This window comes from Campylobacter concisus, assembly GCF_050447485.1.
GTDB classification, from domain to species: Bacteria; Campylobacterota; Campylobacteria; order Campylobacterales; family Campylobacteraceae; genus Campylobacter_A; species Campylobacter_A concisus_BQ.
Map to the genome: position 1 here is coordinate 1,685,412 of NZ_JALMFY010000001.1, position 12,745 is coordinate 1,698,156.

Sequence of the window (12,745 nt, forward strand, 5' to 3'; positions counted from 1 at the left end):
GAAGTACAATGGTTTGTTTTTAATAAAACCGCTAAATTTAAGAAAAAATTTAAAAAGGGAGATACATGTCAAAGGAAATAGGTGTAGTAAAAAATGTAACGCAAGGAAGCGTAAAAGCTGTAAGTCTAACAGGTGAAAGCAGAGAGTTAAAAGTAGGTGACATAGTATATCAAGATGAAAAGATAGTCACTGAAACAACTGACGCAAAAGTAGTAATAGTAAAAGCGGATGGAAAAGAGATAAGCCTAATAGGTAAAGACTCAATAAATTTGGACCAAAGCGTTAGTGAAAATTCTCAAACAACAGCTGATATAAATTCACTTCAAAAAGCAATTTTAGGCGGTCAAGACCTTAACGCTTTAGAAGAGACTGCAGCTGGTGGAAACCAAGCAGGTGGAAACGCTGGAGGTGACGGAGTAAGCCTTGGTGCTGCTAGATTTGCACAGGGTGGTCACTACTCAAATATAAGTGCGAATTTTTCTAACCTTTCATCTCAAGCAAGCGCAAATGCCCCAGCTGTTTCAAACGTAGGTGGTGGACAGGCTATCACTCTTGATACTCTTGCAGTTGCTATTAATGAGATATATCCAACTAGCAATGTTCCAACTCCAACAATTACATCGATAGTAGATGGTACTTACGGTGGTAAATGGAATGCTGATGTAATAGGTGATCTATCAAATGATAATAGACCATTTATCAAAGGAACAGCAGAGGCTGGATCAATAGTTGAAATCTATGATAATGGCAATAAAATAGATGAAACAAGAGCCTATGATGATGGCACTTGGGAATATGTGGTGCAAAATGACCTTCCTGATGGAAAGCATACTATCACAACTGTCGCTGTTGTAGATGGAGAGAGAAGCCTTAGCAGCAAAGGAGCTGAGGTTACTATTGACGCAACTAGGCCAACAGTAGAGTGGACAGATTTACCACATAATATTATAAGAAAAGATGTAGTTTCTATGAGTGATGGTGATCCTGAACCATCAATGAGCGGTAAGACTGAGCCAAATTCTGAAATAAATGTAAAAATAGGCAAAATAGAAGATAGTGGAACGCATACAGTTTTTGAAGGCAAGGTAAAAGCTGATGATAATGGTAATTTCACAGTAGATAAATCTACAATGGGAGATGGTTTCCCAGAACACTTTACGCCTGGTGAGTATTCTTTTAGAACACAGGTGTTTGACCCTGCTGGTAACTCAAGTTTTACAAATTTGCCTAAAAACTATATACCAAAAAATGGTGCATTCTCAATAGAGCGCATATATGATGACGATTTTAGTGATCTAACAGAAGTGCAAGGTGATTATAGTCCTGTTTATAGACCTGTTGATGGTGATAGAAAGCCAACATTTGAGGGCACAGCAGAAGCAAATGCTGAGATAACATTAGTTGTTAAACATCATGGCTTTGACTTTATGACTAATCAAAGAACTCAAGTTGATATACAGGAAGTTTTAACAACAAGAGCTGACGAGAATGGTAGATGGAGCGTAGAGGCAAAAGTTGATTATAAAGACTCTATGCAAGATTACCACACAGTAGAGGCAAAGGCTACTAACCCATCAGGTGAGACACTTGATCTTACTCCAACTACATTCTTTATGCCAACAACTGCACCTGAAGATCACCTATAATCAATTATGCGAAGAGTTTTTCTCTTCGCTATTTCTTATTATTTAAAAACTCTTATTTGGCACTAAAAATTTATATTTATGCAAATTTCAAGTAGGATAACTCAGTGCAAAATGTCCCTAGCGCATATCTAGTACCTAGCTCTGTCTATGAAAAAATGGTAGAAATAATAGAAGAGTATCATATAAGCAAAGCAGTAGATGCTGCTCTGACAAGTGGTGAAAAACCAGTAAAGGTAAGCTTAGATGAGATATGAGTTAGAATTTTGCTAAGCGTAAAAAAGAGGACTTTATAAAAAATTAAAATATTTACTATTTAAATTTACAACTACGCCACAAATCCAAAAAATTTAAAAAACTATTTCCTATTAATTTTTTATCATAAATAACATAATCTCTTTCTTTGCCTATTTAAGATACTTTATAGCTACTTTATCACAATTGCGATCAGTTAGCTCTAGTAGTATCTATATTGCTGTTTTATTTAGATCTATGATGATAGTGTTATAGAGATGGTTGGGGAGAGGAAAGAAGGAGAAAGAGTCAATGCCTAAAATATAATCCACTCTTTAGCCTGAGATTCTCGCAATTAAATTAATTGCTTTTCAAAAATTTAATTAGAGATTGACCTATTATATAAGTTCTTATACTAAAAAGAGAAGCTAATGCTATAAAGTTACACATAATCCCTCTACATTATTTAGTTTTTATAAAAATATTTTTATGTCTTATAAACTTAAGCCAACACTTTGTTTAACAAATCTATAATAAGCCTTTTTATCTTAATCTTAAAGGAATAGACATGAAAGGGACTGTATTAGCTCCTGGCATAATATTAAATGCTGATGATCAGCGTTTTACTTATCTACAAGAAGACGTAGCGTCTGTGGCAAAAGACGGAGCTGCCATAGTTTTAAAACAAGGCGATGAGGTTGATTTTATCGCAGATGGACAAACTGCAAAACAAATCTATCTCACAAAAGCAAAATCCATGAATCTAAATTTAGATAACATAAATTTTGATATTAAAAGCAATGATTTATCTACCATTAGAACGCTGGGATTAGCAGGCTCTGCTTTACCTATTTTGGGCATTATCCCTTTCATCGGATTTATCTTTTTTATCGCTGGATTTTTATGTATGTTGTTTGCTATATTTAAGCTATCAGATAAAGTCGGTAGTCCTACACTAAAGAAAAACTATATCTTATATCTAGTTGTCGCGGTAGCATCGACTATCCTGATCTCAATCGGCGCGATAACTGGAGCATTAGGCTTTGCTGGTATGGGTTCTGGCTATGCAAATGCTGGTGGGACAGGCGCTATTTTTGGCGTCATTTTAGGCTTAGCGGGCGTTGTAGGTATGATTTATGCATTTTTCAAAGAATTTCAAGTCTATAACGAGCTTTCAAACATATCTGGTGATAAATTTTTCCTCTACTATTTTATAGGTTCGGTTGTTGGAACCATTACTATATTCATATTCATTGGCTATATCTTGTTGATTGTGGCATTTGTTTTACAAATCATCGCATGGTATAGATTGCAAGAGGTTAAAGCAGCTTAAAAACTTCAATCATAAATCGGACAAGAATTTTCTGGTCCGATTTTCTTTCTTTATACAACACAAAACTCATATTTAATTGATATTAGTAAAACTAACACTAAGGGATAGTGTCTTGTGTATAGTAAGTTTGCAGTATAAAATTTTGCTAAACACTTATGCCAAGCCCATTAACGCTAATACACTAAAGGCTAAAGTAGAGATGGTATCGTATGAAAATGAATAGGGGCAAATTTCAAAGCATGAGTTTTAAGACTATCTTTATATCTTATTTAGTATTATTTTAGGTATTAAATAAAGGATAAAAATGCAAACCATACAAGCAAATTTCACAGCTAGCATAAGCGAGCTAAAAAAGTCTCCAGCTCAAATTTTAAAACAAGCTGGAGATAATGTTGTAGCTATACTAAACCACAATGTCCCTAGCGCCTATCTAGTACCCAGCTCTGTCTATGAAAAAATGGCAGAGATAATAGAAGAGTATCATCTAAGTAAAGCAGTAGACGCTGCTCTAGCAAGTGGTGAAAAACCAGTAAAAGTAAGTCTAGATGAGTTATGAGTTAGAGTTCTTGCCAAGTGCTTTAAAAGAGTGGCAAAAGCTTGACAATAGCATAAAAGTGCAGTTTAAAAAGAAGCTAAGTGAGCGTCTAGAAAACCCAAAGGTTACCAAAGACAAGCTACGAGGCTATGAAGATGTCTACAAGATCAAGCTAAGAGATGTCGGCTACCGCTTGGCATATCAAGTAAAAGATGACGAGATCGTAGTATTGGTGCTAGTTGTCGGCAAAAGAGAGAATAACGAAGTGTATGAGATGCTAAAGGATAAATTTAACTAAGCATAAAGCTAGACTTTAGTTATCTTTGATCTGTTAGCAGTTAATTTCATATTGCTAGCTTGTCCTATCTAAAGTGCTCTTTTATGATGAGTATAACCCCCTACATTTTTATTATTTTATTTTCTTAATTTCATACTAGACTAAATTTTTAAGAGAAATTTAAAAGCTACAAAAATTATATTATATATTTCATAGTATTTTTAAAAAACACGCATTTTAGCGGCCTGAAGCCTACCGAATTCCTTGTTTTAGGTTGTGAAATTTTATAAAATAATCTTAAAAGATATTTAAAGAGCAAGTCTGACAAAAATTTTTATGGCATAGGATTTTTTGAGTGGCTTCTTCTTAGATTGGGAGTAAATTTACGTGAGTTCTGAAAAGATAAAAAAACGCAAGGTAACCAAAGTCATAACTAAAAGACTTAGGCTAAGTAATGCAGAATGGTTGGTAATTAATGATAAATTACAAGAAAGTGGCCTAACTTTCTCAAAATTTGCCCTAAGAGCTATGTTGTCTAAGCAGATTTATGCACCAATTATGAGAGAGCTTTTAGCTGAACTATCTAGACATGGACAAAACATGAACCAAATAGCTGCCAAATTAAATAGTGGGCAAAGCCTAGATAGAGTTGGTATTGAGATCATAGCGGACGATAATGATGTCTTACATAAAGTGTATGAAGCATTGGGTAAATAATATGTTGCTTGATTTACTTTGCATCAATACAAATAAAGGCACTAGTGATGCTAGTTAAATTTCTTCGTACTTATACTGGTGGTGGCCTTGGGAGCATAAATTATCTTTTAAATGAGAGAAAAGCTGCTGGAACAGCAAGAGTTATAAAAGGTGATGAAAATTTAACTAGAGCTATTATAAAAGGCATCACCTATAAACAAAAGACCTGTTTTGGTGTTTTATCATTTGAAGAGAAGTATGACTTTTTGACTGAAGAGCAAAAACTAAAAATCATTAAGGATTTTGAATACGCTCTTTTGGGTGAATATATGCTTGAACGTACAAATGTATTATGGGTAGAACACTCAGACAAGGATGGACGGCTTGAGTTAAATTTCCTTATCCCTAAGATAGATCTTGAAACAGACAGGTCATTTAATCCTTATTTTGCCAAATATGATCAAACGAGAATAGATCTAATCAAAAAGATCATTAACGATGAGTATGGACTATCAAGTCCAGATGATCCAGCAAAAGAGCAAACTATATTGTCTAGCAAGAAAAACATCAATCATTATAAAAATTTAGAAGAGCTAGACCAAAAGTTGCACGATCTGGTTAAGCAAGGCTATATTAAAAATAGAGACCACATGATTGAACTTCTTAAACAAAATGGTATCGAAATAACCAGGATCAACAAAAAAGGCATAACGATCATACTGCCTACTAAAAAAACAAAAAATCGTCTAAAAGGAGGAATATACGATGCAGACTTCACCAGTGCTCAAAGACTTGGAGAACTCAGCCAAAGCTCAAGCAGAAGAATTAGAGAATTCCATGATAGAAATACACAAGCAGAGTGCAGAGAAAATAGGCGAAAACTTGAGGAGCTTATTGCTAAAAGAGATAGATTTAATCAAGAAAGATATGTCGAAAGAACTTCAAAAAACAATATCCTTGCATCACAAGGACAGATCGGTGATAATCTCGCTATCAGCGGCTACCGCACTAATTTTGGGAATAGCAATTGGCTGGGTAGTGCACGCAATGATATTAAAGGAAGAAGTAGCTTGGACGATACCAAAACAATGGAGATACAGCCAACCTACTGCGGACAAGACCCAGAGGGAGTATTACATATCGATTCCAAAAGACAAAGAGATAATAGAGAACGAGAGCAGGAAATTTATATTAATGAAAATGGAGTAGAGGATGACAGCATTAGAGAAAGCATTGCTAGAAGAGAACGAGCGCTTGACGAAGACGATCGAAGACGAAAGGAGCAAGCACGAATTAGAAACAATGAATTTGCAACAAGACTGCGAGAAGAAGCTCGCGATATTACAGACAAATGTGACAGAGCTAACAAAGAAAGTCAAGAGCTTGAACAAAGATTGCAACGACGCCTTAACGGAATCTTTGCAGCAACAAAGAGATATGTACGAGAGTTCAATATCTTGCTTGGAAGAAAAATTAGAAAATTTAGAAGAAAAATTCCAAAATTTGAGAGAAGAATACGAGAGCTTACAGATAGAGCACAAGATGCTACAAGAATATGTAGAGAATTTATAGAGGAGCGTGAATACTCCCAAAAAGCCAGCATATATCACCATGTGGGTGATGTATGCAAGGAAAAAACTCAAAGTCTAGATATGTTTTAAACGTAGAGACTCTACTAAGTTTATTACATAATCATCTCATTTATTACTTCCAAAAAACCTTATTTGTTACGTTGCCATTTTAAAAATATACTAAAATATATTTTGTAGATCATAAAAAATAATTTAGTCTAATTATTTTTGTTCTTATGGCTGCCTTTAATCAACTTAAGCTTTTATTAAAAAAAGCCTATCTTGCATGGCCACTTTAATAAAGAAAATATTTTTTAAGCGTGGGTCAAGGGAGCGGCAAGCTATCCTTGCGAGCCTCTATGGAGATGCAAATGGTAACATTTTGTAGCTACATAGAGTATGCTCGCCCTAATATCTGAATTGAATTTTGGCGCATACTGGAATTAAATCAGTCCCACCAAAGAATGACTTAGTAAAAGTAAATTTTTGTAATTTTTGTGATTGGCATATTTGTCACTTGTTTATTTTGACTGATAAATTTGGATAGTCAATTATTTTATGGTTACTTTAATTAAAACTTAAAAAGCAAGAAGCTAGGAGGCAAACCACGAATGATATTAGCATCTTAAGCACCAATATAAATTCATACACTAAGCAACAGCACAAACAAGGCAGGTCTGCAAATTTTAGTGATATTTTTAACCAAAAGACCAAAGAAAAGATTAGCGAGCCAAACCTGTAACAACTTGTCAAGGACTTTCTAATCATTTTTATCATTTTTTTGATGTTTTTCACTCTCAATTTCTCTAAGCATTATGCGTTTCAATTTGTCTTGCATTGTTTCAGTAGTATTTTTATTAAAATGTACAACAACTTCATAGGTAGTTTTTCCAATCTTCTTTATTGTTTTTGTTTCTGTATTATTTTTTTGCATATCATCATTCCTTTTCTTGCAATTAAAAAGCGATTAGAATTTTTTACTTTTCCAATCGCTCTCATTCATCTATTAAGTTTTGTGCTTTCTTCAGCTTTTCTTTGCTCTGTATTTTTCTTCTATCAAGTCCCGTTATCCTAAGAGGTAAACACATCTCGATTATCCTTGAATAAATCCTGCCAAGCATTATATCTTCCTGTTCTTTTTCTATATCTTTGAAATTAAGGTTAGTAGTTATAATGGTTGGTCTTGCCTTTAGGTATCTTGCATTGATTACATTGTAAATTTGCTCTAAGGCATATTCTGTATTTCTCTCTATTCCAAAATCATCAAGAATTAGTAGGGTAGGGCTTGTTATCTATTCGATATATTCGTTTCTATCAAGATTAAAGCCGCCTTTTTGTAAGTCGTTTAATATCTGTGCAAAGTTCCTCATTTTTACTGTATGGCTATATTCTGTAATTATAGCGTTGGCAATAGCACAAGCTACATAGGTCTTGCCACTTCCTACATTTCCGTAAAGTAACAGTCCAACATTATCTTTTCTCATTTCTTCAAAATGTTTTACATAGTTCTTTGCTTTTTTGATGATTTCCTTATCTGTATCTTCATCGGCATTTTTAAAGGTGTAGGCTATTTGATTTTTGGATATAAAGCAGCTTTGTCTCAACCTATCTTGTTTTAACAGTTTTTTCTTGTTCAGCTCTATCTCTATCACATTTACAAGCCGTTCTGATAATCATAGGCTTATCCAACATCGGAATTACCTTACCGTCTATTCTTTCATTACAAATCTTGCAATAGATATGTCCGTCTTCTTCATAGTGAGTATCTTTGTTGTAGATAAAATCTGTCCCTTGAATTTTTGTAGTAATCATATTTTCTTTATCATTCATAATTTTAGTCTCCTTTTCTACATCAGGCTCTATAATGCGTTTTTAAGGCTTATTTTTATCTTAACCATAGTCTGACACCTCTTTTATGATTAAACCCTTAAAAACACCTTTTATAGGCTGTCGCTGTCTTCATAGTTGGTTGAATAGGTTCTATGGCTTTTATTTTGATTATTTTTCTGTGATAGCTTTTCTTTATCCTGTTCATACCAATTCATACCAATTAAGGATTGTTACATAGTGGTCTTTGTAGTCTGTGCCTTTACTTTTGATATATCTTAATAGCTTTTCAGTCATTGTATCTGTATGACCTTTCAGCCTATCTTTTAGATTTTGGTATTTTTCATCGGTTAAATGAATATTTTGATACTCTCCATAAAGGGACACTGGGGCAACCTGTTCTATTCTCCTCTTATCTAATCTACCCTTAACTATACTATGCGGACAAACGGTTGACACTTGGTTGTCATTTGGTATACCAAGATTTTCAACCTTGATATATGCTCCATTTTCCGTTTGCGTTATACTTTGCTTTTCTTCAAGATACATCGTTTCTTTTCGTCTGTCATTTCTGATGTAGTTATTTATCTTCCAATAGGTAATGACTATAACCCCTCTTTAAAAGACAATTACAAAACCTTTTGTAATTAGAATTTTTAAGTCATCATCATCTGCCCTCATAGATAGATGAAAATACAGGCATTGGCTACTTAATGGCATATCCAAAAATAAGTCGCTATCCACTATCTTTATTGAAAACATCCTTTTATCTGCCATTTTTCTCTCCTATCTTTTGTTATGAAAATGTAGCAACAAATCGTTACTCCTTTTATCTTTTAAGGAAGTCGTGTTTCACTACCCCCTTTGATTAGTACTGTCTTTGATTTAGGTACACTCCCATTTTGGGAATGTGGCATTTGTCATCTTCTTATTTTTCTTTTGTTGTTTTAGATGTCGGTCTTAAAAATACTTTTGCTTTTCTATAAACTGAATGAGCGTTTTGAAACGGTACAATAGAAAAAGCCGACTTTTGTTGTTTCAGTATGTCGGCTTAATGTAAGCTATCTGTTTCAAATTTTTATTGTCAAGGGTGAGCGATAGTGAATGTGCTTTACCCTTGATGATAAAAAAGCGAATGAATTATATTCAGTTGTCTTTTGCCTTTAATACGGAAAAATGCTTCGGCTTTTTTCTTTGCTCCCCGCAAGGGTAAAAGCACCGCAGGTCGCAAGGACACCTAAAGGGTGTATAATTGCGCCCTTAGAAAATCTAAGGGAATTACAATTATACTATGTCCTTGCGTTTCTTAGTCTTTTTGAAATGCTCTTTGCAAAATAGCCTTTATTTCTTCATTACTTTTCTCGCTTGCTCCCTCAATTAAACTTTCTAAGATTGCTCCTCGCTCTATCAATCTATGGTTTCGCTTTTTTCTTTCTTCAAGGCTCGTTTGCTTTCTGATTTTCTTTTCCTGATTTTTAAGCTGAGATAGTTTCTTTTCATATTTTTTTTCTTCTTACTTGCTTTCAATCTTTTCTTTTACTTTTTCTAATTCTGTTTTTATTGTCCATAAATTTCATCTCCTTTCAAGTTTTTTTCATAAGAAAAGACGATAGATGTTTTACTTTCTATCGTCTTGAATCTGTATTATTCAGCTCGACAAACTGAAATTTGACTTACTTCTTGTATTTCTCAACGATTATGCCTGCTACAATACCTACAATAAATCCCGCCGTAGTAACAGCCGAAAACTTAAACTTACCCCAAAGAGAAGGAAGCGCAGAAATCGCAAGTGCATACCAAAACAGATTACTACTGAGCAACCAACCATATAAATAACTATGCTCACCAGTTGGAATATTAGTAAATAGCCAACCAATCAAGTTGCTCTCACCAATATATCACCAGATATACAGCTATGTATCCCAATGTTATATAAACATTTTTCTTTCTCAAGTATAATCACAATCCTTTGTCAAACGGGAATTTTATTCTCCTGTCACTCGTTTATAGGATCATAGTCGGAAGGGACAGGTGCTACTATACTTACAAAGATGATATCCTCATCTCCAGTATTTTTTGCTCCGTGGCAGGAGTCTTTCTTCGATACTATGACATGGCCTTTCTTGAATGGAACCTCTTCATTAGGCTGGGGGTAGAATATTCCCTCTCCCTGAAGGACGATCCATATATCGTCGGAATTGTGGTGATAGTGCTTTTGCAATGTCTGACCGGGTTTGATAACCCAGACCGATCCGCCTGTAGATTCTGTCTGATAAAACGGTGTTCTGACAGCCTTTTCCGGATCCTCTTTTTTTACAAGGTCCATGCAATAGATTCTCTGTTCGCTCATGATTATTTGCTCCTTTGTATTCCATAGTTTAATCGAAAAAATGCGATTTAATGATATACCGACAAATTCTAATTTGTCTACTTCTTTATGTTTTTTAATCGTTCATCATAATATTCTTCTACAAATTTATGATTTTGGTGTTTTTCAATTTGCTTAGTGATAAGCTCTATCATTTGCTCATTTTGTTCTACTGTGTAGTTGAAATTTTTCCAATGAGAAACATTGTCTAAACATATTTCAACCAACTTTTCAAAGGTTAATACCCTTTCATTATCGGAATAATATGTTTCTTTTATATTTTTTGTTGTTGTAACTTGTATATTAGCCTCATATAGAGTGTTCAATACATCAGAGCTAATAGAAGTATCAAGAGTTGCTAAAAACATTTCTCTTGCACCTGTTCTTCCCATTTCTTCAGGTACTTCTTGCCATCTTTCTCTTAATGTGGTTTTTGCACTAATTAAGACAGTATTTCTCTTATTTACAATGTATTCTAAAACACCCGGAGAAACTAAATCTACCAATTTACCAAGACCTTTATTGACAAACTCTTGTTTACCTATATTACCTTGACTGTCAAGTGGAATCCCTGCACCAATCAAAATGAGTTCTATAATACTTTCAAATTCTTTACCTGCTCTACTCCTCCTACTTTGAGTATTTGACAAAGTCAAAGCATATATATGTTCCGGAAATTCTTCCACAAACCAAGTAATTGCCTCTATTGGTGTAAGAGTTTTGATATACTCATCATCAACTAACTCTTTTAGCATTTTTGAAGTAAAGTCTTTTTCTAATGGCTGAAATTCACTCCAACAGCTATTTCTAAGTTTTTCAACAACTTCACTTGCATTACTTAAAAAGAATTCTTTAGGGACTTTGTCGTATCCTAATGTAATAAAATTATCATAAACTAAGTCATAAGGCTGTTTAAAGCCTTCTTTCCTTTTTTCTTTAACTAAGTTTTTATATTCATCAAGAGAAATATTTGCCATAACTCTTTTCCTTTCTTGAAAAATTTTCTTCTATATGGTACAATAGTGTCAAATAGAGGACAGTTAGTCCTTGAAATAACATATATAAAAAGGAGAATATATATGAATATTATACCACAAATCATAGATAATTCCCCTGCTATTTTAATAAAAAATAAGCGTATCAGATTACAAATGACTCAAAAAGAATTAGCTGATGCTGTTGGTATGTCCAAATTCGGAGATAGGACAATTCGCAGATGGGAAAATGGAGAAAGTCAGCCATCGTCCATTGAGCTGAAACATATTTTATCATTTCCTGAAAAAGTACCTTTCCCTAATAATGAAAATGCCCCCTATAAAATCATTGATTTATTTGCCGGAATTGGTGGTACAAGGCTTGGATTTTACCAAACAGGTAAAACAAATGTCGTATTCAGTAGTGAAATTGATAAATTTGCAGTAAAAACATATAAGGCAAATTTTGGTGAAACTCCTTTTGGAGATATTACAAAAATATCTGAAAAAGATATTCCTAATCATGATATTATTGTCGGTGGTTTTCCTTGTCAAGCATTTAGTCAAGCCGGTAAAAAGCTTGGTTTTGAAGATACTCGTGGAACATTATTTTTTGAAATTGCAAGAATTATTAAAGAGAAACGACCTAAGGCATTTCTTCTTGAAAATGTCAAAAACCTAAAATCTCACGATAAAGGTCGTACCTATAAAACAATAGAAAAAACATTAAAGGATTTAAACTACGATGTTCATTCTATTATACTTAAAGCAAAAGACTTCGGTGTTCCACAAAATAGAGAGCGTATTTACATTGTTGGATTTGATAAGGATAAAATAGATAACTATAAAGATTTTTCTTTTCCAATTCCTCCCTGCCCAGATGTTTCTGTGGGAAATATTTTAGAGCAAAATGTTGATACTAAATACACCATTTCAAATGCACTTTGGCAAGGTCATCAACGACGAAAGAAAGAACATAAAATAAAGGGAAATGGATTTGGTTACACATTGTTCAATGAAAACAGTCCTTATACAAATACATTATCTGCAAGATATTATAAAGACGGGAGTGAAATACTTATTGAGCAAAAAGGAAAAAATCCACGAAAACTAACACCTCGTGAAGCTGCAAGACTTCAAGGCTTCCCCGAAAACTATATCATTCCTGTAAGTGATACTCAAAGTTACAAACAGTTTGGTAATTCTGTTGCCGTTACTGTTATCCATGCAATTGCAAATAACATAATTGATATACTTGATACCTGTACTAAAAAAGAGATTGACTAA

The 12,745-nt window shown here is 33.8% G+C and carries 15 protein-coding genes and 1 pseudogene; 8 read left to right on the forward strand and 8 right to left on the reverse strand.

Annotated elements, in window-relative coordinates; genetic code table 11:
• The first annotated feature begins 65 nt into the window (after window positions 1-65).
• The 7 genes from MTT29_RS08510 (at window position 66) to MTT29_RS08540 (ending at window position 6,379) form a co-directional block, all read left to right on the forward strand.
• Complete coding sequence (locus MTT29_RS08510) at window positions 66-1,646, forward strand: retention module-containing protein (RefSeq protein WP_429800338.1); 1,581 nt, start codon at window positions 66-68, stop codon at window positions 1,644-1,646.
• Window positions 1,647-1,750: 104 nt separating this feature from the next.
• Window positions 1,751-1,900: a hypothetical protein gene (locus MTT29_RS08515; protein ID WP_429800339.1), complete on the forward strand. Its 150-nt coding sequence runs from the start codon at window positions 1,751-1,753 to the stop codon at window positions 1,898-1,900.
• Between the two features lie 545 nt (window positions 1,901-2,445).
• The gene (locus MTT29_RS08520) at window positions 2,446-3,210 is read left to right on the forward strand and encodes a DUF996 domain-containing protein (RefSeq protein WP_429800340.1); all 765 of its coding nucleotides are present in this window, start codon (window positions 2,446-2,448) and stop codon (window positions 3,208-3,210) included.
• A 304-nt stretch (window positions 3,211-3,514) separates the two neighbouring features.
• Complete coding sequence (locus tag MTT29_RS08525) at window positions 3,515-3,766, forward strand: type II toxin-antitoxin system Phd/YefM family antitoxin (RefSeq protein ID WP_084042015.1); 252 nt, start codon at window positions 3,515-3,517, stop codon at window positions 3,764-3,766.
• Window positions 3,756-4,043 (forward strand): type II toxin-antitoxin system RelE family toxin, encoded by a 288-nt coding sequence (locus tag MTT29_RS08530; RefSeq protein WP_021084979.1) that lies wholly within the window; start codon window positions 3,756-3,758, stop codon window positions 4,041-4,043. The genes MTT29_RS08525 and MTT29_RS08530 overlap by 11 nt, the downstream gene beginning before the upstream one ends.
• Window positions 4,044-4,409: 366 nt before the next feature.
• Window positions 4,410-4,739 (forward strand): plasmid mobilization protein, encoded by a 330-nt coding sequence (locus MTT29_RS08535; RefSeq protein WP_072595324.1) that lies wholly within the window; start codon window positions 4,410-4,412, stop codon window positions 4,737-4,739.
• Window positions 4,740-4,786: 47 nt separating this feature from the next.
• Window positions 4,787-6,379, forward strand: a complete 1,593-nt coding sequence (locus tag MTT29_RS08540; RefSeq protein ID WP_429800341.1) for a mobilization protein — start codon at window positions 4,787-4,789, stop codon at window positions 6,377-6,379.
• 670 nt (window positions 6,380-7,049) lie between these two features.
• Here MTT29_RS08540 and MTT29_RS08545 read toward each other — a convergent pair.
• From MTT29_RS08545 to MTT29_RS08580, 8 genes and pseudogenes are all read right to left on the reverse strand, one after another.
• A complete protein-coding gene (locus MTT29_RS08545; protein WP_009295461.1) occupies window positions 7,050-7,223 on the reverse strand; it encodes a transposon-encoded TnpW family protein in 174 nt (57 codons plus the stop codon).
• Window positions 7,224-7,284: 61 nt separating this feature from the next.
• The gene (locus tag MTT29_RS08550) at window positions 7,285-7,581 is read right to left on the reverse strand and encodes an ATP-binding protein (protein WP_107698022.1); all 297 of its coding nucleotides are present in this window, start codon (window positions 7,579-7,581) and stop codon (window positions 7,285-7,287) included.
• Window positions 7,582-7,941: an ATP-binding protein gene (locus MTT29_RS08555; RefSeq protein ID WP_009295463.1), complete on the reverse strand. Its 360-nt coding sequence runs from the start codon at window positions 7,939-7,941 to the stop codon at window positions 7,582-7,584. It abuts the gene before it with no gap.
• Window positions 7,895-8,119, reverse strand: a complete 225-nt coding sequence (locus tag MTT29_RS08560) for a hypothetical protein (RefSeq protein WP_009295464.1) — start codon at window positions 8,117-8,119, stop codon at window positions 7,895-7,897. Before MTT29_RS08560 ends, MTT29_RS08555 begins: the two co-directional genes overlap by 47 nt.
• A gap of 201 nt (window positions 8,120-8,320) precedes the next feature.
• Entirely contained in the window at window positions 8,321-8,665 is a 345-nt protein-coding gene (locus MTT29_RS08565) for a hypothetical protein (RefSeq protein WP_009295465.1), read from the reverse strand.
• 757 nt (window positions 8,666-9,422) lie between these two features.
• Window positions 9,423-9,611 (reverse strand): annotated as a pseudogene (locus tag MTT29_RS08570) (DUF3847 domain-containing protein); the annotation flags it as partial.
• 501 nt (window positions 9,612-10,112) lie between these two features.
• Window positions 10,113-10,466 (reverse strand): cupin domain-containing protein, encoded by a 354-nt coding sequence (locus MTT29_RS08575; protein ID WP_009295467.1) that lies wholly within the window; start codon window positions 10,464-10,466, stop codon window positions 10,113-10,115.
• A 77-nt stretch (window positions 10,467-10,543) separates the two neighbouring features.
• Complete coding sequence (locus tag MTT29_RS08580) at window positions 10,544-11,461, reverse strand: type II restriction endonuclease (RefSeq protein ID WP_009495139.1); 918 nt, start codon at window positions 11,459-11,461, stop codon at window positions 10,544-10,546.
• 102 nt (window positions 11,462-11,563) lie between these two features.
• On the opposite strand from MTT29_RS08580, the gene dcm reads away from it, so the two are divergent.
• On the forward strand, window positions 11,564-12,745 hold the full coding sequence (gene dcm / locus MTT29_RS08585; protein WP_009495138.1) for a DNA (cytosine-5-)-methyltransferase: 1,182 nt from the start codon (window positions 11,564-11,566) through the stop codon (window positions 12,743-12,745).

What these genes read in the sequence shown, in the direction of transcription:
- MTT29_RS08510 (WP_429800338.1), top strand. Translation starts at nt 66, where the DNA reads ATGTCAAAGGAAATAGGTGTAGTAAAAAATGTAACGCAAGGAAGCGTA.
- MTT29_RS08520 (WP_429800340.1), top strand. Translation starts at nt 2,446, where the DNA reads ATGAAAGGGACTGTATTAGCTCCTGGCATAATATTAAATGCTGATGAT.
- MTT29_RS08525 (WP_084042015.1), top strand. Translation starts at nt 3,515, where the DNA reads ATGCAAACCATACAAGCAAATTTCACAGCTAGCATAAGCGAGCTAAAA.
- MTT29_RS08530 (WP_021084979.1), top strand. Translation starts at nt 3,756, where the DNA reads ATGAGTTATGAGTTAGAGTTCTTGCCAAGTGCTTTAAAAGAGTGGCAA.
- MTT29_RS08540 (WP_429800341.1), top strand. Translation starts at nt 4,787, where the DNA reads ATGCTAGTTAAATTTCTTCGTACTTATACTGGTGGTGGCCTTGGGAGC.
- MTT29_RS08545 (WP_009295461.1), bottom strand. Translation starts at nt 7,223, where the DNA reads ATGCAAAAAAATAATACAGAAACAAAAACAATAAAGAAGATTGGAAAA.
- MTT29_RS08560 (WP_009295464.1), bottom strand. Translation starts at nt 8,119, where the DNA reads ATGAATGATAAAGAAAATATGATTACTACAAAAATTCAAGGGACAGAT.
- MTT29_RS08565 (WP_009295465.1), bottom strand. Translation starts at nt 8,665, where the DNA reads ATGTATCTTGAAGAAAAGCAAAGTATAACGCAAACGGAAAATGGAGCA.
- MTT29_RS08575 (WP_009295467.1), bottom strand. Translation starts at nt 10,466, where the DNA reads ATGAGCGAACAGAGAATCTATTGCATGGACCTTGTAAAAAAAGAGGAT.
- MTT29_RS08580 (WP_009495139.1), bottom strand. Translation starts at nt 11,461, where the DNA reads ATGGCAAATATTTCTCTTGATGAATATAAAAACTTAGTTAAAGAAAAA.
- dcm (WP_009495138.1), top strand. Translation starts at nt 11,564, where the DNA reads ATGAATATTATACCACAAATCATAGATAATTCCCCTGCTATTTTAATA.